This is a genomic window from Enterococcus raffinosus, assembly GCF_018917525.1.
GTDB classification, from domain to species: Bacteria; Bacillota; Bacilli; order Lactobacillales; family Enterococcaceae; genus Enterococcus_A; species Enterococcus_A raffinosus_A.
Genome location: NZ_JAHLOS010000001.1, coordinates 231,442 through 254,610, shown reverse-complemented (window position 1 = coordinate 254,610; position 23,169 = coordinate 231,442). Strand labels below are relative to the sequence as shown.

The following is a 23,169-nucleotide window of genomic DNA, read 5'->3' as shown; positions in this document are numbered from 1 at the left end:
CGAACTCCACACGCAAGAAACGGTGTTAAAAAGCCTTTACCAAAAATGGTAAAGGCTTCGTTGTCTATTTGCTTAAGCGCTCAACGTCACGAGCGATCATTACTTCTTCGTCAGTTGGAATCACGTATACTTTTACGCGAGAATTTTCAGTTGAAAGCTCCGCTTCTTTTCCATGAATGCTCTTGTTGATTTCTTCGTCAATCTCAATTCCGAACCAAGTCATGTTTTCTAAGACCATACGACGTACAGGATCAGCATTTTCACCAACACCCGCAGTAAAGACGATCGCATCAACACCATTCATTACTGAAATGTATTGAGCAATATACTTACGGATACGGTCGCAATAAATATCCAAAGCCAAGATAGCTTCTTCATTGCCTTCGTCAGCACCATTTTCGATGTCGCGCATATCACTTGAAATACCTGTAAGACCTAAAACACCTGATTTTTTGTTCAACACATCAATCATCTCGTTGATATCTTTGATTCCTGCTTTTTCCATTAAGTATGGAAGCAATGAAGCATCGATGTCCCCAGCGCGTGTTCCCATCGTCAATCCAGCTAATGGCGTGAAGCCCATAGATGTGTCCACTGATTTTCCGCCTTCAACAGCAGTAACAGAACCGCCATTACCAATGTGGGCAGTAATAATCTTCGTTTCTTCGATTGGTTTGCCAAGTAGCTCAGCCGCACGTTCTGAAACATAGCGATGGCTTGTTCCGTGGAAACCATATTTACGAGCAGAATATTTATCATAATACTCTTTAGGAATACTGTATAAATAATTCGTTGCCGGCATTGTTGAATGGAAAGAAGTGTCAAAAACAGCCACACTTGTCACATCTGGTAAAATATGACGGAACGCCTTGATTCCCATTGCATTTGCTGGATTGTGCAACGGTGCAAATTCGCTTAGTTCTTCGATTTTTTCCAAGACATCATCATCAATCAAAACAGAATCTTTGAAATATTCACCGCCAGCTACTACGCGGTGACCGACACCAGTAATCTCATCAAATGATGCGATAATTTTTAGTTCGATCAATTGATCTAATAACATTTGAACCGCAACTTCATGATCTTTGATATCTAAAATTTGTTCAAATTTTTGTCCATCGCCATATTTGATGGTAAAGATTGAATCATTCAAGCCGATTCGTTCAACGATTCCTTTAGCGATTACTGATTCCTCAGGCATTTGATAAAGTTGCCATTTTAGACTTGAACTACCTGCATTGATTGCAATTGTTTTTGACATTTTAACTCTCCTTTGTAATTGAAATGCTTTTAGCTCGTTTGAGCAGTTTATAAATTAGAAGACTTCCAGTCCTCGAATTTTTTGAAGAACTCGGTTACTTGTTTTGGATCTTTTAATGATGGGAGATGAACGAGCAATACTTTTTCTGCTTGTTCAGCCGTTTCACCTTTTTTCTGTAACAGTAGAATACTCTTCCGTGAATGCTCAGACTTAAATAATTCATCTGGCAATTGGATGATCCCTTGCAATAATACTTCATCTTTCAACCATTTTTGCAATAATGGGCCTTGCTCAGTTTCTAAAAAATTACTTGGTACTAAGAAAAGACCAAATCCATCGGGCTTCACGTAGTTCATGGCTTGTTCCATCAATAAATGATGTGCATAGCTGTGTTCTTTTTCAGAATGCGTCGCAAACTTCTCTGCTTGCTGATCATTTGGATAATAACCTACGGGAAGATCTCCAATCACATAATCAACTGGATCAACTAACAAATCCTGTAAACTATCTTGATGGAATAATTTGATTTCTTCCTTCATCAATAAGCTATTTGAAGCGGCTATGGCAAGTAATGTCTCATCATTATCCACACCGATTCCCTTAACAGAATAATCTGCTGCCTGCAAATTGATCAACACCGTCAGTAATAGATTTCCCATACCAACAGTAATATCTAAAATTTCTAATGGTTGATTCTTTTTTAACGTTAATTGTTCAATTAGAAAAACAAATAAAAAGCCGATACTATCTGGCGTCAATTGATGGTTTGGCTGTAAGCTTTCCGTTTTTGAACCCTTAAGCAAAATCAATTGTGTTAACTTGCGCCAATCTTCTTGCTCAAGTTCTAGTTCTATTAATTTTTGATACAATGCTTCTACTTTTTCGACAGTAGCTGCATCAGGTTGTTGATCAAGCACGCGTACTTTTGCATTGTCAACTAAGTTCTCCGTATTTTCGATGTAAGCGTCAAAAAAAGAAGTTCCTAGTGAATGCTGCAATGCGATGATCGCTTCTTCCATCAGAGAAAAAGCTGTTTCAATTTTTTCTGGATTCATCTTGCACCTCACAAACTAATATAACACTCACGATACCTGTTCTATTTTAGCGGACATATTGTAATTAATCAATCGCTTTCTTTCTTTTATTATTGATTTTCTAATTCAACCTAATGTATCTTTTACAAGATATTCCCCCTCATCAACGGGATACCACAAACTATATCAGTCAGATGAATTAGATGTGCTAATTTTTTCACAAAATTGATATGTTTTCTTTTTAATTTTCACATCGATTTTCACATAATCTTCCTCAGTTTCGTATGACAACTCCCCTTTATTAAACTTCCATACACCATCTTTTTCTTTTAATTTGGGATAGTTAGCCAAAAATAGTTCCTTCGCAATTTTAGCCTGATACAAGTGTTCGGTACGATCTACTAGATCAGCGGTTTGATGATAACTTGTTGTTAAATTTAACAGCAAAAAACTGAATAAAAAAATAGCCAATAAGACGGACAGTAATACTCCGCCTCGGCTATTTAAAGATCCAAGTACCCTCTTTCTGTTTTCCATCGGTAAAGGTGACGATGAAATCCACACCATGATTATTTTCTTGGCAGACAAATTGATTCACTCCTGTCAATAAAGGTTGATAGCCATTTGATTGGCTTTTTACGATACGATGTTTATTTTTCTTAATTACTATAGGAACCAATTGTCCTTCTGCGTTCTCAACTTCTCCATTGATTTCATATGTCGTGCTGGATAAATAATTAACATCTTCCAACTCGTTATCTAATTGAAGCAAAAATATTTCCCATTCTAACTGATGGTAGCCGCTGAGGGCTTGTTCCATTTTATGAGCATGCTTGATTAGGCCTGAGAGTAGTAATAAAATACCGCTAAGCATCAAAAGTGCCACTAAACTTTCTAACAAGGTGAAGCCGCTACTTTTTGACAATCACGATTCCTCCTTGCTGATGTATAGCTCTCCCTTGTTCTAGGGATATCTCCATTTGTGAACTGTGCAATTCCAGAGAATGTAAACGGCAACGTCTTGTCTCAGTATATAAATCACGGTAATTTTCAAGACTGGCTAATCGTTGGCGACTTTCTTTTTGCATTTGAACGGTAACACCGACATAACTGGCTACAATAATCAATAAAATGGTTAAACTGACTAGACTCTCTAATAGAATATATCCTTTACTTCCTTTCAAAACGACCACTTCCCATTTGAAACTGATAGGTGATGACTTTTCCTTCATCGGTAAAAACAACCTTTGGAATATTTCCATTTCCAGGCTGATCAGTAGAAATATTACCGCTGCCAGCTTTAAAATAAATCGAATACTTGCTACCTAATGTTATTGATTTTGGAACGAATAATTTTCTCCACGGCAATTCGGTATGATTTGTATAAAAATCAATTAATTGTGAACTGCTATAAAGATCAATTCGCGTTTTTTGATGGTCTGCAATAGCTACTTGCTGCAAATGCAACGTAGATTTTTCAAATTGATAATAGAAAAAAGTCTTCTCTAATTGATGCTGCCAGTTCTTGATAGTGATCGTCGGCAATAGCACAAAAGCGCAAACTAAAGCTAAGACGAGTAAGGTTTCAATTAAGGTGAAGGCAGCATTATTTTTTTTCTTTAGCCCGTTCATATGCTTCATATTGCTCCTTACTCACATACTCTCCATCAATTAATTGCTGCTTAGTTGGTGTTGAGCCAGGATGATCGAGTTCATAAACTTCGATCTGAGTTTCAACAACTTTTGCAATGGCAGCATCACTCTTACTACTTGCACTATCTTTTTGATTCATTAGTTTTGGCACAAATAACAGTAAAAGCAGACTAATAATAAATAAAACAACTAACATTTCCAATAAAGTAAATCCCGAAAGCTTCTTCTTCACAGTATTCCCTCCAAATTTGTTAAAGGCAGTAGCATTGTTAAATACAGGCTGACGATCAAAAGTGCAACAATTAAAAAGACAAGTGGTTGCAACCATGAAACCAAAAATTCTAACTGATTAAAAAAGCGACGCCAAACTAATTGGCTATAAGTTAATAATTCCTTTGCTAAATTTCCTCGCGCTTCTCCTTGAAAGACAATTCGACTGAATTCTTTAGTCAAAAAAGGATAGCGTCCTAATTCTTCTGCTAAAGTATTGCCCTGTGCTAAGCGGATTTTTAAATCAGCAGCAAGCTCTTGCATCAATGATTTTCCATCAATTACCAACAAACATTCAATAATTTGATTCAGTTCTAAACCTTGTTGAAAAAGCTTGCCCCATTCCAATGCGAAATAAGCTGAATAGTAATTGCTGAACAATGTTCCTACAAGTGGAATTTTCGCTAAGAAGCGAAAGCGAACTATATAATTATGCCGCTTTCCCCAATTCCTCCAGCTGAGCATCAGTAAGAGCAAAAAAAGAATTATTCCTAATCCAATCATAGGAACTGCTTTTATTAACTGTACAGAAAAGTCTTCTGCACGGATCATTCCGCTGGTCAATAGCTGGGGAAGTAAGAAAAAACGCATACCTAAAAGAATTACGATTAAGAAAACGAGTAAAAGCAGCGGATAGGATACAGCTTTTAGAAAATTTTCTCGCTGACGTTGAACTAAGCGCATTTGTTCAGCGATTCCTAATAGCGTTTGGGCCAAATCCCCATGAGTCTCCGCTAATTCGATTTGTAAGAGCTGGTCATTCGAATACCGCAGTTGAGTAAAGCTTAGTGCCAAACTTTTTCCCTGATGTAAATCTTGTTGAACGGCTTCCAAAATAGACGGTGTAAAAAGATTGGCATTGACAAAAAAGGCAAACGCCTGCTGCAAACTAAAGCCATTTTGCAAGAGATCACCTAATAAATGAACAAAGTCAACTCGTTGTTTTCTCGTCATTTTCTTTTTGCGCCACACGATTTAACCCTTCTTCCCAAGCAAACTGTACTTCCTCTTTGTAGAAGCGATAACTAGTCAATAATCCTACTGTTTCATTTACTGATAACAGTTCCTGATAAATAATTCCTTGTAAACATTCTTTAAGTAGCGAAGCTTCTCCACCCAATTCAAAAATTCTCGCATGTGCAGACTCTAGGCTGGCTGCATGAATTGTTGCGTAAACACAATGACCGGTCAAAGCAGCTCTGATCGCGCCTTGAATCGTTTTCGTATCACGAATCTCTCCGATTATTAAAACATCGGGATGATGTCGTAAAGACAACTTAATCAATTCATCGTAACTCTGATAAATTTTTTCATTTACTTGTAACTGTAAAAAATCAGCTTCTTCAATCTCTACAGGATCTTCAATCGTAATCACTTGACCATCCATTTCTCGTGCCAATTTATACATTAAGGTGGTTTTTCCTGAACCTACCGGACCACAAAACAGGTATAAACCACGTTTTTTTGTGTGTTGCTGGAGAATTTCAATCTGCTCCGGCAAATGGTACACTTCGGGACTGCGACCAAATTGATGCAGAAAACGAATAACTAAACTTTCTTGTTGTAAATAATTTCCAACAGTCGAAAGACGTAACCGTTGTTCACCATGAGGCAAGGGGTAGGAGATCGCACCAAGCTGAGCTTTTCGTTTTTCACTGACATCCATTTGACCCAAATATTTGAAACGATTGATCAACTGCAGGGCAGAAACCACACACATTTCATTATTAACATAGGATAGAGTCGAGTTTTTATGTTCATAGAAGGGACCTCTCCGAAAAAAGTAGCGGTACTTTTCACCTTGAGGTAATAAATATAAATCCTGCATTTGATGATCGAAACCATATTGGATCAATTCGTCTGAAAACTGTTCAATCTCCATTCCTTTCACCTCGAAAATAATATACGCAGAACATTTTCAATTCTTCAAAAAAAAAGAAGATAAACCAAAAAAAGTTCATCTTCTTGTAGCAATTATTTTGTTTTGTCTTTAAAACGGGCTTCCACTCGATAAATTCGCTGTCCTTTGCTTGAAAATTTTTCTTCATATTCAGTCATAATATTTCCTTCATAATTACTTTCATGCAAGTCTAACCAAACTTGTTCCAGTGTCATACCGTATTTTGAAAAACTACTCAGTGAGTATTCGAACAATCCTTGATTGTCAGTTTTAAAATGAATCTCACCAGCAGGTCGTAAAATTTCCTCATCTACTGCTAAGAAGCTTGGTGAAGTTAAACGTCGTTTCTCATGTTTTTTCTTTGGCCATGGATCAGAGAAGTTCAAATATATTTGATCCACTTCACTATCAGCAAAATAATTCGTTAGCTCCGACCCATCAACATGCAATAATTGTAAATTTGGCAATTCTGCTTCAACTAATTTATCTAGTGCGATAGAAATCACACTCACTTGCATCTCAATTCCAATATAATTGATTTCAGGATGTGCAGCAGCCATTCCAGTGATGAATTGACCTTTCCCCATACCGATTTCAATATGGATCGGATGATCATTACCGAAACGTTCAGACCAGCGGCCTTTCCACGCTTCTGGTTCTTGTACAACATATTCAGGACGGGCAGCCAGCATTTCTGTAGCCCCCGGACGGTTTCTAACGCGCATTGTTTTCCTCCAAAAAGTTCTTTTAAAATAAAATCAATAACAGTATTTCCATGAACAAACCTATTTTATTCATCCGTTAATTAAACTTACAAAAAGCTGAACAAGACGTTCAGCTTCCAGCAAAAATTCGTTTTAATTGTAAGATTGATTGATTCATATGATGATATTCTTCTCGTTTATACTGTCGAGCGATCTCTAGCAGCAAGCTCATTAAGCCATACCAGTATACTCGTTCCATATTTTCATCCGTCGGGCGAATCCCATAGCGGACGAGCCATTTACTCCAGCTGGATAATGGTACATAGTTTCCTAAAATCGTACCAATATCTAATGCTGGATCAGCGAACATCACCGAATCCCAGTCAACTAGATATAAATAGTTAGAACAAACCAACCAGTTCCGATGATTTACATCCCCATGAACAACGGTGTAATTCTTTTTAGCGTAGGTTGGGATGTTTTTTTTCAAATAATCATACACTAATTCAATAAAACCATTTTGCTCGATCATTGTCGGCAAATTCGCCTCATAATCAGCTAATAGTTGTTGTGGTGACACTTGACGTCCACCCATTTTTTTTAACATCACTTTCAATGATGGCGAGTGATGTAGATGATATAATACATCAACCACGTCATTTCGACGCGGAATTTCTTCTGGCTCAAGAATTCGACCATCCAACCATTCTTGAGCAGTCAGTGTATCACCATTACCTGTTCGTTTGATCCAAACAAGTTTTGGTGCGATTCCTTCACGAGATAAAGCCGCCAACATTGGGGTGGTATTTCGTTTAATGAAGACGCGATCTTCGTCACGATAGCCGATATACGTTTTTCCCGTATCACCTTTGATCGGCTGCACACGCCAGTCACTATCCAACTGAAACTCCATTCCCAAGGCCCTCCCCTAGCATTTTAAACGTATTTCCTATTTTAGTCGGGGAAAGTCGCTTCGTCAAGGGCATGTATGTTCTTCTTTGATTATTTTTCATCACGATGCGCCTGAACCGCTAAATTCACTGACTCGATATACGCGTTAAGAAGCTTTTTCGTCACTTTCCCTGGCGTCCCATCACCAATTGTTTGATTATCGATTTCAATGATTGGCATGATTTCGGCTACTGAACTCGTTTTAAAACATTCGTCTGCCGCAAGTAGCTCTTTTTCAGTGAATGCTTCTTCTTTCAATTCGATACCTAAAGCTTTTACCAATTCCCGAATTTTAATTTTTGCGATTCCTGGTAAAACAAGATTCCCGTCTGGATGGGTATAAAGCACTTCGTCTTTCACCATCCACAAATTCGAAGCTGAGGCTTCTGTTACAATGCCGTCACGCACCAAAACTGCCTCGTCATAACCTTTTTGCTGTGCTTCATCTAAGGCCATGATATTGCCTAATAAGCTGATGGATTTGATGTCGCAATGCAGCCAGCGTTTGTCTTGAACAAAACCAGCACGAATACCGATATTCTGCTTCGCACTTGGACGAGATGCAGGTTGAATATCAGCCATCAAGACTGGCTGAACTTCTTTCGGATCAGGAAAATCGTGCAATCGCGGTTTTGCGGTACCACGAGTAACTTGGAAATAAACTCGGGCATTTTCAAGGCCAACCTCTCGTGCTAAACGATGCAGTCGCTGACTCAATTCTTCTCTTGTAAAAGGAAGTGTCATACGAATTTTTTCGGCACTGACCCAAAGGCGGTCCAAATGTTCCTTTTCCATATACATATAGCCATCGTAAATCCGAATCACTTCGTAAATACCATCACCAAATTGATAACCGCGATCTTCTATATCAATCTTCACTTCTGATTCATCAACAATTTTTTCATTCCATAATACTTTCATTCACTAATCCTCCATTTTCTTTATTCTGGTTGGGAGATAGAACCAAGCAAACAAGCCAATTTCGCCTAAAAGTAACACAAGTAAAGCGAAACTTCCGACAATAGACAAATGTACCATACTACAAAGGGTAAAAATAATTGCCGCAGCAAACAATAACGTCACCATTAACCGCTGCAAGGCCGTCTTTTTGAACTTCTTCGAAACTGGGTAAAGCTGAGTCGCACTAATGTAATCAAACTGACTATATAAAGGAATCATTTGAAAACCAATTAAGTAAATAAACAGCAGACTGACACCCACAATAAAGCGAAAATCATTCAACGATAGTAGCAATACACCGCCTACGATCAATAAACGAAAGAATAGTCCGCCAAATTCTGCTCCTCGCAGAGCTCTGCGGGCAAATAAGTAAAGATACGTGTTTTCTTGCTTAAAGCGAATTCTTGCTAATAAACCGTCTAAATACTTTCTGCGTCGCACTTTTGCTTCAACTTCTGGAACATCAGTAAATAAGTTGATAAATTGATAAATCCGATGCAAGCGAGCATTTTCCTGATCTATCATCTTACTCCAATCCAACAGGCGATCTTTTTCCTGCGTGATTGAGTTAAATCCAAAGGCTGCGGCGATAGCTAGAATCGTACCAAGCCAAGCTGTTCCATAGAGACTAGCAAAAATAATCACACCACTCACACAGAACCACAATACAGTTAAGCGTTGCGTTTGTTCCCGTGTTTCCTGGTAGCATGCCAAGCGTTGTATTCTTAGATTTCCTAATTTTAAGCCCCAAAGCATCAATAAGTAAAAGAAAAAGCTTACAAAACTTACTTGTTTGGCTAAAACCACTAATGGCAATAACACGCCACAAATCAGCAGTTCGACTACGAATGGAAAAGCGAGTGAATGACGTAAGCCACGAGAGAGATAGCTTCCCATCTCCTTTTCTTTAGGTAATAAAAAGGTCATATCCGCAGGTTCCACTAAGGTCGCCAATTTACCAAATGGCAAGATCACCCACCAAATAACTCCTACAATCGGCAAACTCCATGGGAAATCTGGCGGTAATTGTTTTAAAAGATTCGAATAATAAAAGGCTAGTCCGCCGACTAAAAACAAGCACACCAAAACAAAATGATCATTCAATACGTAGCGCATATATTTCATCATTTTTTTCTGATGGCGTTGCCGCCTCAATAGAAAAAAATCATGCATGTTCTTTCTCCTTCGTCAACGCGATATAGATTTCATCCAAAGAAGAACCGGGTAAATTGAACTCCACCTGCAACTCTTGCAAAGTCCCTTGTGCTCGTACTTCACCCTCATGTAATACAACGAAACGATCACAATACTTCTCTGCCGTTGCTAAAATGTGAGTAGACATCAAAATCGCGGCTCCTTGCTTTTTCATTGTTACCATCAGCTCTAATAGCGCATTGATTGCCAATGGGTCTAATCCTAAAAAGGGTTCATCGATGATATACAAACTGGGTTGAATCAAAAAAGCGCATAAAACCATCACTTTCTGTTTCATTCCCTTAGAAAAATTCACAGGAAACCAATCTAGACGGTTTTCCAAACGAAAGGTCTTCAGTAATGACTCTGCCCGTTTCATCGCCTCATCCTTCGGAATTCCATAAGCCATTGCAGTAACCTCGATATGTTCTCGCAGCGTTAATTCTTCATATAAAGAAGGTGTCTCAGGTATATAACCAATCTTTTTGCGATAGTTCTCTGGATCCTGCTGCAACGTCAGGTCATCAACCGTGATCGTTCCCTTCTGCGGTGTCAATAAACCAATGATATTTTTGATCGTTGTGGATTTTCCTGCACCATTCAAACCGATCAAACCGATCATTTCTCCATTATGGACTTCAAAATTAATATCCTTCAAAACAGGCAAGTGACCGTAGCCGCCTGTAACATGCTGAATCGCTAAGCTCATGCTTATCCTCCTAGTTCGTTTCACTCTATTTTTTCGAAAAACTAAAGGCCGCTCATTCCTCAGCAGAAATAGCCATAATGAGGCGGCACTCAATTTCATAGTTAACATTATAGCAGAATCCCGTAAATAATTAATCTTCTCCCAACCTTTTACAGCACAAGTATTACAAGTTATGGTAAAGTAAAAGAAGTATTTACGATCGCTTATCTGCTTTTTCGCAGCAGCGGCACAATATAAGACAATATGAATGAGAAAGGATGTTTACAATGGAAAATTGTATTTTTTGTAAAATCATCGATCAAGAAATCCCTAGCTACAAAATTTATGAGGACGAAAAAGTCTATGCATTTCTAGACATCTCACAAGCCACAAAGGGTCACACACTAGTTGTGCCAAAACAACATGTAAATGATATTTTTGAATATGATGAAGATTTAGCCGCTGATGTCTTTGCACGTATTCCTAAAATTGCCCGTGCACTTGAAAAAGCTTTTCCCGAAATGGAAGGCTTAAACATCATAAATAATAATAAAGAGTTGGCGTATCAATCTGTTTTCCACTCACACGTTCATTTGATCCCTCGTTACAGCAAAAAGGATGATTTTTCGATTCATTTTGGGAATCATGCGGATCAACAGTCACCAGAGGAATTGCAAGCGATCGCTGATAAGATCAAGGAGCAGGTGAAATAAATGAGTTTTTTTAAAGGAATTCTATTTGGTGCCGGTCTTGGGACACTAGGCGGACTCCTATTAGCACCGCGCAAAGGGGAAGAAACCCGGGAAAAGTTAATCACGAATACACGTGAACTCGTGGTATTAACGGATGAATTAAATGATAACCTGGCAGATTTTCGTGAATCTGTATCGAACTTAAAGGAAACCTTTGATACATTAGTTCCCGCATTTAAAACAGGTGTCGAAAAAGATATCGAGGAGTTTCGTTTTCAAGCGGAGCCGCGGATTCAACAGATCCAAGCACAAATAGACAAAATCAATCAGGCGTTACCTGAGGTTGATGAAAAGAAAGTAATTAAAAAAGGCCGCTATTCTTTAGAACGTCCTGCTGAATAGCAATAATCAATTTGTTTCATTAAAATAATTATGCCTTTATTGTGAATTTTCTCGGAAACTATTTTTAACCCCCTTTCCTTTACATTTTTAGGTGTGTTATAGTTGAACAGGAATAACAAACGGATGTACATTATAATTTTTTAGGAGTTGTAGCATAGAAATGAAGAAAAAGATTCTTTTAGCCACTACTGGCTTACTTAGTGTAATTGTTTTAGGGGCTTGTTCAGGCAGTTCTAATCAAGACATCGCAACAATGAAAGGCGGAAAAATCACCGTCGAAGATTTTTATAATGAAGCGAAAAAAGAACAAACGAACCAAAGTTTAGTACGTAATATGATCATCTATAAGGTTTTTGAGAACGCCTATGGTGATAAAGTAACAGACAAGCAAATTGACAATGAATACAAGAAACAAGAGAAACAATTAGGTGACAGCTTTGAAAGTCAACTGCAATCAGCTGGCTATACGAAAAAATCGTATAAAGAATACTTGAAACAGTCTTTATCTTTCCAAGAAGGTTTGAAATCTCATGTGAAGATTACGGATAAAGATACAAAAGCTGCTTGGGATTCATTCCATCCAGAAGTAACTGCACGCATTATTTTAGCTAGCAGTGAAGATGAAGCCAAAGAAATCAAGAAACAATTGGATGACAAAGGTGATTTCGCGAAGATCGCTAAAGAAAAATCACAAGATTCAACAACGAAAAAAGATGGTGGCGAAATCAAATTTGATTCACAATCATCAACTGTTCCTGCTGAAGTTAAGGAAGCAGCCTTCAAATTGAAGGACGGAGAAGTTTCTGATGTGATTACAACAATGGATTCATCGACTTACCAATCAAGCTACTACATTGTTAAGATGGAGAAAAATTCATCTAAAGGCAATGACATGGATAAATACAAAAAAGAATTAAAACAAATCGCTGAAGATACTAAAATGGCTGATCAAACCTTCTCTTCTGAAGTAATTTCAAAAGAATTGAAGAAAGCCAACGTGAAGATCAAAGATGATTCATTTGAAAATATCTTATCTGACTTCTTAACAACAAACAGTTCAAGTAAAAAAGCAACGGACTCATCAAAATAATTATGAGTACTCAAGGGGAATTCCAAGCGGAGTTCCCCTTTTTTTATTATTCATGCTACAATAAGGTAGCGAATACTTATAAGAAATAGGTGAACTGTAGATGAAAAAATTTGCCTCTAAAGAAGCAGAAAAAGATTATTATGAGCACGAAGCAGATGAAGCGGAATTCATTGCTTGGTATAAAGAACAAGACCACCCTGAGTACGACAAACCTTCTGTCACTGTTGATATTGTTATTATGGGCTATAACAAAGAAGAGGATCAATTAAAAATCTTGTTGATTCAACGACGTGGCAATCCATATCGCAATTCATGGGCACTCCCTGGCGGATTCGTTGAGCGTAATGAATCCACTAATGACAGCGTACGTCGGGAAACCGCTGAAGAAACCGGCTTAACTATCGGCCGAAAAAGTGTTGAACAACTTCATACCTTCAGTACACCAAACCGTGACCCGCGTGGCTGGGTAATTACTGTCAGCTACCTTGCATTTATTGGTCAAGTCCCTCCCACTGCTGGTGACGATACCCAAGATGCCCGCTGGTTTAATCTTGAACGTCATGGCGATACGATTTGCTTAACCAGTGATGATATCTCAATTGAAATTGAGCTGGAAGCTGGAAAATCAATTGGGAAAGATACGTTAGCCTTTGACCACAACGAGATCATTCGTAAAGCCTTCAATCGTGTTCTAAATAAAATGGATCATGAGCCATTGATCTTGCAGGTGTTAGGTGAGGAATTTACAATCACTGAAGCGCGTAAAGTCTTTGCGAAATTCTTAGGGGTCGATTTTAAAACCGTTGATCACTCAAATTTTAAAAAAGCGATGCTGCAATATTTCGATGAAATTGGGGAACGTCCTGTCGGAATCGGCCGCCCTTCCAAGATTTATCGCTTAAAAGATGAGATTGGTGAAAAAAAATAAAAATTTTACTTACATGAATCATAGAAATCTGTATATAATGGAAAAAGCAAAAAAAGAGCTTTCCATAACGCAGTGAAGATCCCAAGTGGCAATCGTAGCGAGTTATACGATTGCCACTTTTTTTGCGTCTGGGAATTCATATCCAATTTATGAATTAGCCATATTTAATTTTAGGAGGATTTTTATGCCAAGTAATAAAAGAGAAAGTTTTGTTTATACGATTATGATGTGTTTTGTGATGGTGTTCTGGATGAGTTTGTACAACATTTATTTACATTCGGGAACGCTCACTTTAGAGGTGCTAAAATCTGCCTGGCTTGGATTACCATTAGGTTATTGCTGTGCTTTAATTTTAGACTGGTTTGTCGTTTCGACTACAGCAAAGAAAGTCGCATTCAAAATCATGCCTACATTTGCTAGTTCTTTACGCAAAGTGATTACCGTTTCTTGTTGTATGGTTTTACCGATGGTCTTTTTCATGTCACTTTATGGTTCTATTGAAGTTTTAAGCCATACACATGAATGGAACAAATTGTTCATTATTTGGGGTACAAATATCTTGAAAAATTTGGTGATGGCATTGCCATTCCAAATAATCATCGCCGGACCTCTTGTTCGAAAAGTGTTCAGAAGACTTTTTCCAGTCGGCACAATTTTAGCGTAATACAAAAATAACCGAGAGCACATTAGTTGTGCTCTCGGTTATTTTGATTTACGTAAATGGCTAATTGTCCCGTTAAGATCGCTAGCTGGTTCTCAAGAATTTCTACACGTTTTTCTAATTCTCTACTAGACTGCCTTTTTCGTTCTCTTTGTCCACGAGTTGAATATAGTTTTGACAAACCCGAGGATTCATATCGTTCGAGAAGCTGGGGAATGTTTTGATTATCAATACCGACTTGAGTACTAACCAAGATTTCACCGTCCTCAGTAATGCGTCTATCCGTAATGGTCTTCATACCATCTAGCGCGTTGGGTCCAATAACGTATCCTGTCAGCTCCTTGATAATTATTTTACTTTCCCTTAGCCATCTGTAAAACGTATTTTGATTAAGCTCATACACTCTCTTTACTTCAATTAATTTCATGACGTACCTCCTCTGCCTTTGTTAAGAAAGATACGCACAAAAATATAAAGAGCTTTTATTCAGCCATATTCGCCAAAATTTCTTGATACCGGTCAGTTGCTAATAGGCTAACCTGATCTTTTTTGCAGAAGTTCAATTTCCGTAATTTAGGTACAACCCGTTCCACTACAATTTGGTCATCCACTGTTTTTTCCTGCAATGCCCTAAAGGCTTCTTTGAAACGAGAATCATCTCGGGCTTTTTTGTAAAAAGACAAAACATACAGATAATAAAATAAATCGTACCCGCGAAATGGATATTCTACTTGCATAAACAACGTCCCAATTCCGTAGTGACACGGGCCCAGAGGAAGTTTCGTTTCCCAATGGCTTAATAAAAATTCCACCGCATCATCTAACTCAGTTTCCTCAACAACATCTATCCGACGAAATAGTTCTAATGCATTTAATGTGGGCAATGGATTCGAAAATTCTGTTTCTGGCCCTTTGCCAAAATAAAATTTCTTGCACCACCAACCGCCATCTTTGTAGCGTGTTGTCAGGAGATGTTCTAGCGTTTGCTTTATTCGGGGATCTTCTCCATGACCTAAACGCACTAACAGTGTCGCCGCCGGAATGGTTTGACAAGAAAAAACTGCCCCTTTTGGATAAAGTTTAAATTCTCCTGGTTCACGCCAGCTTTCCCATAAAAGCTCCGCTACTTTTTGCAAAATTTCCGTTTGCGGGTCCATCCCCAACTCCAATAAATACTCCGCCGACTCTATACACGAAAAGGGTGCACCTTTACTCAAGCGCCTATCCTCTGTCGTCCAATAGTCCCAGCCCTGATCATGACGATGCCCTAAAATCGTTTGGATGTCTGTCTCGTTCATTTTTCTCACCTTTTTCCTATTTCAGTTTCCTTTAAGTTTATCACAATCAACTGATGTTAATGGATAATTGTCTGATTCAATGAGCAGAAAAAACTCCCTCAAAATTTGAGAGAGTCGGAATGCTTATTTGGCTGTGGCCTTTTTCATTTGTTTGCTGCGTAATTGCCCACACGCGGCATCAATGTCTGTTCCATGTTCTTTACGAATTACACAATTGATCCCATTCTTTTTCAACACATCATAGAAACGTAAAACATCCGCTTTACTGCTGCGAGAATACTGATCGTGTTCGCTTACTGGGTTATACGGAATCAAATTCACATAAACCAGCTTCTTCTTGTTCTTCATCAAGTCAGCTAATTGCTGCGCATGGTCCGGTCGATCATTCACGCCTGAGAGCATGATGTACTCGAAGGTCACCCGACGATTGGTTTCTTCGATATAATAATCTACTGCTTCCATTAATTTTTCGATTGGGAAGCTGCGATTGATTCGCATAATCGATGAACGAACTTCGTTATTGGGCGCGTGCAATGAAATCGCTAAGTTCACCTGTAAGCCATTTTCTGCGAATTTTTTGATCTTCGGTACCAATCCACTAGTTGAAACAGTGATGTGTCGAGCCCCGATCGCCATCCCTTTATCGTCATTGATAACGTGAAGAAAGTCCATAACATTCGTGTAATTATCAAATGGCTCACCAATTCCCATAACAACCACGTGAGAGACACGTTCGTCTTCCCCGCGTTCATCAAAATAGTGTTGAACCAGCATGATTTGAGCCACGATCTCACCAGCAGTTAAATCCCGCTGCTTTTTCAACAAGCCTGATGCGCAAAACGTACAGCCGATATTGCAGCCAACTTGCGTCGTCACACAAACGGACAAGCCATATTCCTGACGCATTAGGACCGTCTCGATCATTAAATGATCTGGCAGTTCAAATAAATATTTGACTGTCCCATCACTTGCTTCTTGTACAACTAATTGCTTTAAAGGATTAATAATGAAATTTTCTTCCAGCAGTGCAATCGTCTGTTTAGATAAATTGCTCATTTCTGAAAATTCGCTGACACGACTGCGATAAAGCCACTCCCAAACTTGGGTAGCACGGAATTTCTTCTCGCCATGTTCTAAAAACCATTCTACTAATTCTTCTCTTCTTAAACCATAAATTGAGGGTTTTTCCAAGGTGTTTCCTCCTAATTCATTTAAACGAAATCATTTTCTCAATGATTAATTTATCACTAAGTTTGCTTGGCTGTGGATGAAAAGCCAGCAGACATTCGCTACATACTATAACCGATTCACAAAGAGAAAACAATCGACTTTGGAAAAAAGAAAAGAATGAGCGACTTTAACCGCTCATTCTAATCCATCAATATTGGCTACGATTTTTACCGCTTCAAACTTTTCCTGAATCTCGGATATCTCATTTTGACTTAAAGTCTTCACATCTCGCATTGTGTATTCCCAGCCCAAATAGTCATATTTGCTGCTGCCATATTGATGAAAGGGAAGCAAATGGACTTCCTTTATTTGACGAACAGTCAAAAATTCAATCATACGTTGAATATTTGCTTCACTAGTCGTATATCCGGGAATCAACGGAATGCGGGGAATAACTTGAAGCTGCTTCTGTTTTAAAAGGTAATCAAAGTTTTTGCGAACCCGCTCAAGATCGATCCCGATTATTCTTTGTGCTTCAGACTGCTCCATTATTTTCAAATCGAATAGTACTTGATCAATATAGGGTGTAATTTCTTTCAATCGTTCAACTGGAAAACAACCGGTTGTTTCAATCGCCGTATGAATTCCCAATTTCTTTAGTTCCTTTAAACATTCTCTCGCGAATTCTGACTGTAGTAAAACTTCTCCTCCTGATAACGTTACGCCACCACCAGATGTCCGATAAAAAATTTCATCTTTCAGTACTTCGTCTAGTATCTCGTCTACTGATCGCCAGTCTCCGATTTTTTCGGTTCTTCCATTTTTTATCCAAGTCGTTGGTTCAACTTTTTTTCGTGATTCAGGGTTAGAACACCAAGGACAACGTAAAGGACAGCCCTTCAAAAAGATCAATGTGCGAATTCCTCCACCATCATGAACAGAATAACGTTGTATGTTAAAAATTAGTCCTTGCTTCATTTCGTATCCCCTCGTTCTACAATTGATGCTCCACACGCGCAATAATATCATCTTGAATTTGTTTATTTAGATCAACAAAGAAGGCACTATATCCAGCAACGCGAACCAATAGGCCAGAGTATTTTTCTGGATGCTTCTGAGCTGCTACCAATGTTTCCTTTGATTGAACATTGAATTGAACGTGTTGAATTTTTAGTTTCGTGAAAGCCATTAAGAAGTCCGCAAATTTATTTAATCCTTGCTGCCCCTTCAACGTGTTTGGTTGAAATTTCAAATTCAAGAGACTGCCATTTACGGTTAAGTAGTTGTCTAATTTACTGACGGATTTCAAAACAGCGGTTGGACCTAAATGATCACGCCCAACCATCGGGGATAAACCGCCGTCTGCTAATTGCTCTTGCGCCTTTCGACCATCTGGTGTTGCCCCCACTGCTTCACCCAATGGGATATGCGCCGAGACAGTATAAGCGCCGGGGATAAACTGTCCGCCTCGGACATTTTCGTATTTTTCTAACTCTTTCGCATAGTGTCGAAAGATTTTTGCTGCTATACTATCCAGTTCTTCATCGTCATTTCCAAATTTTTCAAAATCTTGAATTACATGATTTTGCAGCTTTGAATATTCTCCTGAATAGTTTTTCTCTAACGCATCAACTAGCTCACTAAACGTCATTTCCTTATTTTCAAAAACCATCTTTTTCACAATATAAAGAGAATCACTCAGGTTCGCTTCACCGATCCCCTGTACCCCAGAAAAGTTATACCGGGCACCACCTTCTGTGACATCCTTCCCTTTTACTAAACAATCATCAATTAGAACGGATAAGAAAGGCGTTGGCGCATAATGACGATGCCCTAAATCTACAATATTTGATCCCTTGACCACTAATGCCACATAATAATCGATCTTCTCCTCGATCTTTTCAACTAAACGATCATAGGTCAAGTCCTTGTCATACCTTAACTCGTACATTGTTAATTCCATGATTCGCAATAAATTAAAGAGCGCGATATCATGCAGGCCATATGTTTTACCAGGGATGGAAGTCTCTACACACCCAACTGTCGCATAATCCCGTGCGTCATCAAGGGATACACCTTTACTTAAAAAAGCCGGAACACAAACTTCATCATTGAATAACTGGGGAATGCCTGTCCCTAATCGAATTGTCTCTACTGTCTTCAATAAAAAACGACGCGGGATCAATTCGTTCATACGGACTGATAAATTTGGTTGAGGAAGCAAAATTTCATGATAAAGCTCCAGCATCATGAACGACAATGGATTAACTGCCGCATGTCCCAGTTCATCTAGACCGCCTAGAACAACTGTGTAGCCAGTAGGGAAACCGGCAAAACATTTCGCACTGCTTTCAGAACGTAAAAGTACTACGTCATTTGTCTTAATATAAAAATCACCTAATACCTCATATAAGAACTCTTTACTAACACCCAATTGCAACGAGGTCTCGTAAAACGGATATAGATACTGATCCATTCGTCCTAGCGAAAGGGACGAGGCATTCGATTCGTATTGGCCAACAATGCTGGTCATCCATAATAATTGCAATGCTTCATAAAAAGAAGTCGGTTTTTCGCTGCTCAGTTTGCGACACATTGACGAAATGGTTAATAACTCTTCTTGGCGTTGAGCATTTTTTTCTTGGCTGCTCATCACTTCTGCTAAATCTGCATAGCGTAAAAAATGATCCTGCATCGCGCTAAAAATAATTTTACCTGCTTGATAAAAATGATTTTCAGGCTCTTGATTGATTTTTCGATCTAATAAATCAAGATAGCCTCCTAGTCCTCGTGACAAAATACCAGGAAAATCCATGATAATGTGCCCTTGCCCCTTATCCGTTTGATTCAATTTGAATACATCGTCTTTTAAGGCATTTGTAACCTCTTCAGTCAGCTCTCCATTGATAAAATCCTTCATAGAACGCTTTTTCCAATAAGGATATAAATCTTCTCGATAAATCTTTTTGTCTGCTTCTGTAAATTCAAACTGATCCTGCGGACGTGTGGCAATCGTATCAATTTCCTCCATGATCCAATACGGGTCCATCTCTGGTGAAAGAATTCCCGAACGTGGGCGAACGGTTCGATTGCCCACCAATAATTCGCCTGTTCGAATACTGATTTCTACGTTTGCTAAAATATGTGCTACAGCTTTTGCCCGTCGCAAAATTGTTTCTTCACCTTCTGTCTGACGATAGCTTTCTGTGTAAAACAATGCACGCTCTAATGAAATCTGCCGTTTTTCTTTAAACAAATGCTCCTTCATCAGTTGAATCCGCGGATTCCCCTTAACCACGATATTTGCGATATTTTTTTCTTGATCAATGACTCCTGCTCCCATTTCTAACTCCTCCTCGTTCTCTTTTATTCGCTTTTAGTATAGAAATATTTTTCGTTTGAAACTATAGGATTCTTTGTAATCCTAAGAAAAAGTTGGGTTTACTCAGTTTTTCCCAAGTTTTTGATTGTTTTTATTGGATTCTCATGCTACGTTTGTCAAAAAGGAGAAAAGTCCATGAAGGCCGTTGAAATTGCTCAGCGACGTAAAGAGATTACTGACCTTTTGTATCAGCAAAATGAACTAAGGGTACATGAATTAGTGAAAAAATTTCATGTCTCCGACGAAACGATTCGTAAAGATTTAACCTATCTTGCTCAAGAAGGTATTTTAGAAAAACATCATGGCAAAGCCGTTCTAATTAAAGAAAAAGAATTGGCTCCTGTCTTTCAACGAACCACTCAACTTTCAGAAAAGGAGCGTATTACAAACGCCGCTTTAGCATTTATTTCTGAGAAAGATTTTACGCTTGGTTTGGATCAAGGCAGTACCGTAGCGCTTTTAGCAAAAAAAATGATGTCGTTAGAAAAGAAGCAAATTTTTACCAGCTCATTAGCAGCCGTCCTCCAATTGGCAAACGGACCTCATCAGCTTTTTTGTTTTGGTGGTGAATACTCACCCGCGGATATGGCCTTTCGCAATAGCGGGAACGAGAGTTATCCTGACATTCAATTCGATCTCTGCTTCTTTGGGTCTAGCGGTGTTAAAAATCGCAAGGGCTTTTGTACTTCTTCTTTGATTGATGCTGAAACCAAACGACAAATGTTGAGAAAATCAACCAAAAAAATCGTTTTACTTGATCATACAAAATTTGAAAAAACCTCTTTGGTACAAGTAGCTCCTTGGTCCGAAATCGATGTAGTCATTGCCAGCAAAGGTCTGCCTTTAGATTATGAACGCATGATCAGCGCCTACGCAAAATTATTATTGGTGTAAAAAAATGTGCCGAAAAATCCGGCACATTTCCTTACATAATCTCAATATCTAAATCGAAATCATCATCCTGTCCAATACTTTGCAAGTCTTCCTCAACGACTGGTTTTTTCAAAATGATCACGATACCTGCGGTGATGATCGAGCCAATCAAGGTACCCAGAATATAAACTAATGGATTCTGTGCTACTGGAGCAACAATCCAACCACCCCAAGGAGCTGGATTTCCTGCGCCTAAAAACATCGCAATAGCAGCACCAATCGCACTACCGATCATATTTGCCGGGATGCAACGAAGAGGATCAGCCGCAGCAAACGGAATCGCCCCTTCTGATATTCCTACCAATCCCATCACGATCGCGGCCTTACCAGAATTTCTTTCCTCCACCGAAAACTTTTTCGGAGCAACAATCGTCGCTAAGCCCATCGCAAGCGGCGGGATACAGATTGCCGCACCAATTCCAGCCATGATCGTCAAGGCTGTATCACTGGGTAAACCTGTCGCCGGGTTAATCGTTCCTACCATGGCCGAACCGAAACTAAAGGCTACTTTATTGATCGGACCACCCATATCAGAAGCGATCATCGCACCTAGAATAAGTCCCAAGACAACTAAGTTCCCTGTTCCCATCGACTCTAACCATTTGGTTAAAGCGGTCATTAGTGAAGCGATTGGCTGACCAATCACCCAGTACATCAATACGCCGACAATCAATGTCCCAAATAAAGGAATAATAAAAATTGGTCCAAGCGAACGTAAGCTTGAAGGCAGCTTAATTTTCTTTAAATAAAAGACTACGACGCCTGCCACGATCCCTGATAAAATCCCACCTAAAAAACCTGCGCCAATATTACTCGCAATCAGGCCACCAATTATTCCTGGGGCAAGTCCTGGTCGATCCACCATGGAAAATGCGATATAGCCAGATAAAATAGGTACCATCATTCCCAGTCCTGTGATCCCAATATTGGCAATATCGGCTAACCAGCCTTTATCAGGTACTGACGCATTTCCTGAAAGCAAGACGCTCAGCGCTAATAAAATACCGCCTGCAACAACAAATGGAATCATATATGAAACACCCGTCATCATGTTTTTTCTAGTATCTTTTAATAGTTCAATCATTCCGGTTCCTCCTAGTTCACCTAAAAATTTTCAATCTTCCAAAGAAAAATGAGCCTCTATTCAACACCTCTACTACTCCGCTAAAGTATTATCTTTTCCCAAAAAACGGAAGCAACGCCCTATTTTGCTAATTTTTGTTGAATTTTTTTGACGATTGCTTCTCCTTTATTGATGCAGTCGCCAGCACTCACTCGAATAACTGGTTTTCCTTTGAAGCGTTCTTCATTTTTAATACCAATATTATTGGTCAAGATTACCGCTTCTGCTTCGTTAATCTGTTCCGGCGTTAATTCATTCTCAATCCCGATCGAACCTTGTGTCTCTACATTGATTTCGACATTATTCTTCTTAGCTGCGACTTCTAAGCTTTCTGCAGCTAAGTACGTATGCGCAACTCCTGATGGACAAGCTGTTACAGCGATTAATTTCATAATTTCTCTCTCCTTTTTTTTTAGGCAACAACGCCAGTTAGGCTATCGTTTAATAAGTTGACGATTTCTTGATCACTTGCGGCATGTTGCAAGGTATCGCGAAATTCCTGATGAACCAGTTTTCTTGATAGTCCCGCAATGATCTTCAAATGCTGATCTCCTTGACATTCTTCTGGTACGGCTAGTAAAAAGACCAATCCGACGTTTTCCCCATCCAAACTCTGCCAATCGACTTTGTCCGTTAGGCGACCAAATGCTACTGTTGTTTCTTTCACATAAGGACTTTTCCCATGAGGAATCGCAATGCCAAACCCGATTCCAGTAGTTGTTAAATTCTCACGTTCTATTACGCTTTCGACGTAACCCACATAGTCGTGCAAACGTCCTTCCTGATTGATTCGTTCCGCTAAGACATTGATAGCTGTCATTTTTGAATCAGCCTCTATCGCTAAATCGACTAACTTTTCATTGATGATTTGCATA

Annotated in this window: 28 protein-coding genes; 6 read left to right on the top strand and 22 right to left on the bottom strand. The window is 38.9% G+C overall.

Translation table 11 applies throughout. The features are described from left to right. Positions 1–64 precede the first annotated feature (64 nt). The 14 genes from KQI58_RS01210 to KQI58_RS01150 form a co-directional block, all read right to left on the bottom strand. Positions 65–1,261 (bottom strand): acetate kinase, encoded by a 1,197-nt coding sequence (locus KQI58_RS01210; RefSeq protein WP_216405770.1) that lies wholly within the window; start codon positions 1,259–1,261, stop codon positions 65–67. A 47-nt stretch (positions 1,262–1,308) separates the two neighbouring features. Beyond that, on the bottom strand, positions 1,309–2,316 hold the full coding sequence (locus KQI58_RS01205; RefSeq protein WP_216405769.1) for a class I SAM-dependent methyltransferase: 1,008 nt from the start codon (positions 2,314–2,316) through the stop codon (positions 1,309–1,311). Between the two features lie 165 nt (positions 2,317–2,481). After that, positions 2,482–2,832: a competence type IV pilus minor pilin ComGG gene (gene comGG, locus KQI58_RS22915; protein ID WP_301282180.1), complete on the bottom strand. Its 351-nt coding sequence runs from the start codon at positions 2,830–2,832 to the stop codon at positions 2,482–2,484. Continuing rightward, entirely contained in the window at positions 2,795–3,220 is a 426-nt protein-coding gene (gene comGF / locus KQI58_RS01200) for a competence type IV pilus minor pilin ComGF (protein WP_216405766.1), read from the bottom strand. Before comGF ends, comGG begins: the two co-directional genes overlap by 38 nt. Next, positions 3,207–3,488, bottom strand: coding sequence for a competence type IV pilus minor pilin ComGE (gene comGE / locus KQI58_RS01195; RefSeq protein WP_367397906.1), 282 nt, complete (start codon positions 3,486–3,488; stop codon positions 3,207–3,209). The genes comGF and comGE overlap by 14 nt, the downstream gene beginning before the upstream one ends. Beyond that, a complete protein-coding gene (comGD, locus tag KQI58_RS01190) occupies positions 3,466–3,927 on the bottom strand; it encodes a competence type IV pilus minor pilin ComGD (protein ID WP_253295717.1) in 462 nt (153 codons plus the stop codon). The genes comGE and comGD overlap by 23 nt, the downstream gene beginning before the upstream one ends. Next, positions 3,902–4,180 (bottom strand): competence type IV pilus major pilin ComGC, encoded by a 279-nt coding sequence (gene comGC, locus KQI58_RS01185; RefSeq protein WP_216405761.1) that lies wholly within the window; start codon positions 4,178–4,180, stop codon positions 3,902–3,904. The genes comGD and comGC overlap by 26 nt, the downstream gene beginning before the upstream one ends. Further along, positions 4,177–5,172 carry a competence type IV pilus assembly protein ComGB gene (comGB, locus tag KQI58_RS01180; protein ID WP_253295715.1) on the bottom strand — a complete coding sequence of 332 codons (996 nt, stop codon included), beginning with the start codon at positions 5,170–5,172 and terminating at the stop codon, positions 4,177–4,179. Before comGB ends, comGC begins: the two co-directional genes overlap by 4 nt. Beyond that, positions 5,150–6,100, bottom strand: a complete 951-nt coding sequence (gene comGA, locus KQI58_RS01175) for a competence type IV pilus ATPase ComGA (RefSeq protein ID WP_216405757.1) — start codon at positions 6,098–6,100, stop codon at positions 5,150–5,152. Before comGA ends, comGB begins: the two co-directional genes overlap by 23 nt. Before the next feature lie 92 nt (positions 6,101–6,192). Further along, positions 6,193–6,843 (bottom strand): tRNA (guanosine(46)-N7)-methyltransferase TrmB, encoded by a 651-nt coding sequence (trmB, locus tag KQI58_RS01170; protein ID WP_216405755.1) that lies wholly within the window; start codon positions 6,841–6,843, stop codon positions 6,193–6,195. A 109-nt stretch (positions 6,844–6,952) separates the two neighbouring features. Then, positions 6,953–7,735: a phosphotransferase family protein gene (locus KQI58_RS01165; RefSeq protein WP_016181440.1), complete on the bottom strand. Its 783-nt coding sequence runs from the start codon at positions 7,733–7,735 to the stop codon at positions 6,953–6,955. 89 nt (positions 7,736–7,824) lie between these two features. Next, entirely contained in the window at positions 7,825–8,694 is an 870-nt protein-coding gene (gene dat / locus KQI58_RS01160) for a D-amino-acid transaminase (protein WP_216405753.1), read from the bottom strand. A 3-nt stretch (positions 8,695–8,697) separates the two neighbouring features. Further along, positions 8,698–9,906, bottom strand: coding sequence for an ABC transporter permease (locus KQI58_RS01155; protein ID WP_216405751.1), 1,209 nt, complete (start codon positions 9,904–9,906; stop codon positions 8,698–8,700). Continuing rightward, positions 9,899–10,636: an ABC transporter ATP-binding protein gene (locus tag KQI58_RS01150; RefSeq protein ID WP_216405749.1), complete on the bottom strand. Its 738-nt coding sequence runs from the start codon at positions 10,634–10,636 to the stop codon at positions 9,899–9,901. Before KQI58_RS01150 ends, KQI58_RS01155 begins: the two co-directional genes overlap by 8 nt. Before the next feature lie 266 nt (positions 10,637–10,902). Between KQI58_RS01150 and KQI58_RS01145 the strand changes: the two genes are divergently transcribed. From KQI58_RS01145 to KQI58_RS01125, 5 genes are all read left to right on the top strand, one after another. Then, positions 10,903–11,328: an HIT family protein gene (locus tag KQI58_RS01145; RefSeq protein WP_216405747.1), complete on the top strand. Its 426-nt coding sequence runs from the start codon at positions 10,903–10,905 to the stop codon at positions 11,326–11,328. Further along, on the top strand, positions 11,329–11,709 hold the full coding sequence (locus tag KQI58_RS01140; RefSeq protein WP_216405745.1) for a YtxH domain-containing protein: 381 nt from the start codon (positions 11,329–11,331) through the stop codon (positions 11,707–11,709). It abuts the gene before it with no gap. 160 nt (positions 11,710–11,869) lie between these two features. After that, positions 11,870–12,799 (top strand): peptidylprolyl isomerase, encoded by a 930-nt coding sequence (locus KQI58_RS01135; protein WP_216405743.1) that lies wholly within the window; start codon positions 11,870–11,872, stop codon positions 12,797–12,799. A gap of 100 nt (positions 12,800–12,899) precedes the next feature. Next, the gene (locus tag KQI58_RS01130) at positions 12,900–13,727 is read left to right on the top strand and encodes an NUDIX hydrolase (protein ID WP_216405741.1); all 828 of its coding nucleotides are present in this window, start codon (positions 12,900–12,902) and stop codon (positions 13,725–13,727) included. Positions 13,728–13,911: 184 nt separating this feature from the next. Continuing rightward, entirely contained in the window at positions 13,912–14,391 is a 480-nt protein-coding gene (locus tag KQI58_RS01125; RefSeq protein WP_216405739.1) for a DUF2798 domain-containing protein, read from the top strand. Between the two features lie 22 nt (positions 14,392–14,413). On the opposite strand, the gene KQI58_RS01120 is transcribed toward KQI58_RS01125, so the two are convergent. The 5 genes from KQI58_RS01120 to KQI58_RS01100 form a co-directional block, all read right to left on the bottom strand. Continuing rightward, the gene (locus KQI58_RS01120) at positions 14,414–14,815 is read right to left on the bottom strand and encodes a hypothetical protein (protein ID WP_216405737.1); all 402 of its coding nucleotides are present in this window, start codon (positions 14,813–14,815) and stop codon (positions 14,414–14,416) included. Positions 14,816–14,870: 55 nt separating this feature from the next. Then, the gene (locus tag KQI58_RS01115; RefSeq protein WP_216405735.1) at positions 14,871–15,686 is read right to left on the bottom strand and encodes a prenyltransferase; all 816 of its coding nucleotides are present in this window, start codon (positions 15,684–15,686) and stop codon (positions 14,871–14,873) included. Between the two features lie 123 nt (positions 15,687–15,809). Next, a complete protein-coding gene (gene rlmN, locus KQI58_RS01110) occupies positions 15,810–16,877 on the bottom strand; it encodes a 23S rRNA (adenine(2503)-C(2))-methyltransferase RlmN (RefSeq protein ID WP_216405732.1) in 1,068 nt (355 codons plus the stop codon). A 174-nt stretch (positions 16,878–17,051) separates the two neighbouring features. Beyond that, a complete protein-coding gene (locus KQI58_RS01105) occupies positions 17,052–17,834 on the bottom strand; it encodes a glycyl-radical enzyme activating protein (protein WP_216405730.1) in 783 nt (260 codons plus the stop codon). 16 nt (positions 17,835–17,850) lie between these two features. Further along, the gene (locus KQI58_RS01100) at positions 17,851–20,199 is read right to left on the bottom strand and encodes a formate C-acetyltransferase (protein WP_216405728.1); all 2,349 of its coding nucleotides are present in this window, start codon (positions 20,197–20,199) and stop codon (positions 17,851–17,853) included. Between the two features lie 174 nt (positions 20,200–20,373). On the opposite strand from KQI58_RS01100, the gene KQI58_RS01095 reads away from it, so the two are divergent. Next, positions 20,374–21,132: a DeoR/GlpR family DNA-binding transcription regulator gene (locus tag KQI58_RS01095; RefSeq protein ID WP_216405726.1), complete on the top strand. Its 759-nt coding sequence runs from the start codon at positions 20,374–20,376 to the stop codon at positions 21,130–21,132. 31 nt (positions 21,133–21,163) lie between these two features. On the opposite strand, the gene KQI58_RS01090 is transcribed toward KQI58_RS01095, so the two are convergent. The 3 genes from KQI58_RS01090 to KQI58_RS01080 all read right to left on the bottom strand — a co-directional run bounded on the left by KQI58_RS01090 (position 21,164) and on the right by KQI58_RS01080 (position 23,168). Then, a complete protein-coding gene (locus KQI58_RS01090) occupies positions 21,164–22,255 on the bottom strand; it encodes a PTS fructose transporter subunit EIIC (protein ID WP_216405724.1) in 1,092 nt (363 codons plus the stop codon). Positions 22,256–22,374: 119 nt separating this feature from the next. Next, positions 22,375–22,686, bottom strand: a complete 312-nt coding sequence (locus KQI58_RS01085) for a PTS fructose-like transporter subunit IIB (protein ID WP_216405723.1) — start codon at positions 22,684–22,686, stop codon at positions 22,375–22,377. A 20-nt stretch (positions 22,687–22,706) separates the two neighbouring features. Continuing rightward, positions 22,707–23,168, bottom strand: a complete 462-nt coding sequence (locus KQI58_RS01080; RefSeq protein ID WP_216405720.1) for a PTS sugar transporter subunit IIA — start codon at positions 23,166–23,168, stop codon at positions 22,707–22,709. Position 23,169 lies beyond the last annotated feature (1 nt).

Excerpts from the sequence above, each read along its gene's own strand:
- KQI58_RS01210 (WP_216405770.1), bottom strand. The coding sequence starts at position 1,261 with ATGTCAAAAACAATTGCAATCAATGCAGGTAGTTCAAGTCTAAAATGG.
- KQI58_RS01205 (WP_216405769.1), bottom strand. The coding sequence starts at position 2,316 with ATGAATCCAGAAAAAATTGAAACAGCTTTTTCTCTGATGGAAGAAGCG.
- comGG (WP_301282180.1), bottom strand. The coding sequence starts at position 2,832 with ATGGAAAACAGAAAGAGGGTACTTGGATCTTTAAATAGCCGAGGCGGA.
- comGD (WP_253295717.1), bottom strand. The coding sequence starts at position 3,927 with ATGAACGGGCTAAAGAAAAAAAATAATGCTGCCTTCACCTTAATTGAA.
- comGB (WP_253295715.1), bottom strand. The coding sequence starts at position 5,172 with ATGACGAGAAAACAACGAGTTGACTTTGTTCATTTATTAGGTGATCTC.
- comGA (WP_216405757.1), bottom strand. The coding sequence starts at position 6,100 with ATGGAGATTGAACAGTTTTCAGACGAATTGATCCAATATGGTTTCGAT.
- trmB (WP_216405755.1), bottom strand. The coding sequence starts at position 6,843 with ATGCGCGTTAGAAACCGTCCGGGGGCTACAGAAATGCTGGCTGCCCGT.
- KQI58_RS01165 (WP_016181440.1), bottom strand. The coding sequence starts at position 7,735 with ATGGAGTTTCAGTTGGATAGTGACTGGCGTGTGCAGCCGATCAAAGGT.
- dat (WP_216405753.1), bottom strand. The coding sequence starts at position 8,694 with ATGAAAGTATTATGGAATGAAAAAATTGTTGATGAATCAGAAGTGAAG.
- KQI58_RS01155 (WP_216405751.1), bottom strand. The coding sequence starts at position 9,906 with ATGCATGATTTTTTTCTATTGAGGCGGCAACGCCATCAGAAAAAAATG.
- KQI58_RS01150 (WP_216405749.1), bottom strand. The coding sequence starts at position 10,636 with ATGAGCTTAGCGATTCAGCATGTTACAGGCGGCTACGGTCACTTGCCT.
- KQI58_RS01145 (WP_216405747.1), top strand. The coding sequence starts at position 10,903 with ATGGAAAATTGTATTTTTTGTAAAATCATCGATCAAGAAATCCCTAGC.
- KQI58_RS01140 (WP_216405745.1), top strand. The coding sequence starts at position 11,329 with ATGAGTTTTTTTAAAGGAATTCTATTTGGTGCCGGTCTTGGGACACTA.
- KQI58_RS01135 (WP_216405743.1), top strand. The coding sequence starts at position 11,870 with ATGAAGAAAAAGATTCTTTTAGCCACTACTGGCTTACTTAGTGTAATT.
- KQI58_RS01130 (WP_216405741.1), top strand. The coding sequence starts at position 12,900 with ATGAAAAAATTTGCCTCTAAAGAAGCAGAAAAAGATTATTATGAGCAC.
- KQI58_RS01125 (WP_216405739.1), top strand. The coding sequence starts at position 13,912 with ATGCCAAGTAATAAAAGAGAAAGTTTTGTTTATACGATTATGATGTGT.
- KQI58_RS01120 (WP_216405737.1), bottom strand. The coding sequence starts at position 14,815 with ATGAAATTAATTGAAGTAAAGAGAGTGTATGAGCTTAATCAAAATACG.
- KQI58_RS01115 (WP_216405735.1), bottom strand. The coding sequence starts at position 15,686 with ATGAACGAGACAGACATCCAAACGATTTTAGGGCATCGTCATGATCAG.
- KQI58_RS01105 (WP_216405730.1), bottom strand. The coding sequence starts at position 17,834 with ATGAAGCAAGGACTAATTTTTAACATACAACGTTATTCTGTTCATGAT.
- KQI58_RS01100 (WP_216405728.1), bottom strand. The coding sequence starts at position 20,199 with ATGGGAGCAGGAGTCATTGATCAAGAAAAAAATATCGCAAATATCGTG.
- KQI58_RS01095 (WP_216405726.1), top strand. The coding sequence starts at position 20,374 with ATGAAGGCCGTTGAAATTGCTCAGCGACGTAAAGAGATTACTGACCTT.
- KQI58_RS01090 (WP_216405724.1), bottom strand. The coding sequence starts at position 22,255 with ATGATTGAACTATTAAAAGATACTAGAAAAAACATGATGACGGGTGTT.
- KQI58_RS01085 (WP_216405723.1), bottom strand. The coding sequence starts at position 22,686 with ATGAAATTAATCGCTGTAACAGCTTGTCCATCAGGAGTTGCGCATACG.
- KQI58_RS01080 (WP_216405720.1), bottom strand. The coding sequence starts at position 23,168 with ATGCAAATCATCAATGAAAAGTTAGTCGATTTAGCGATAGAGGCTGAT.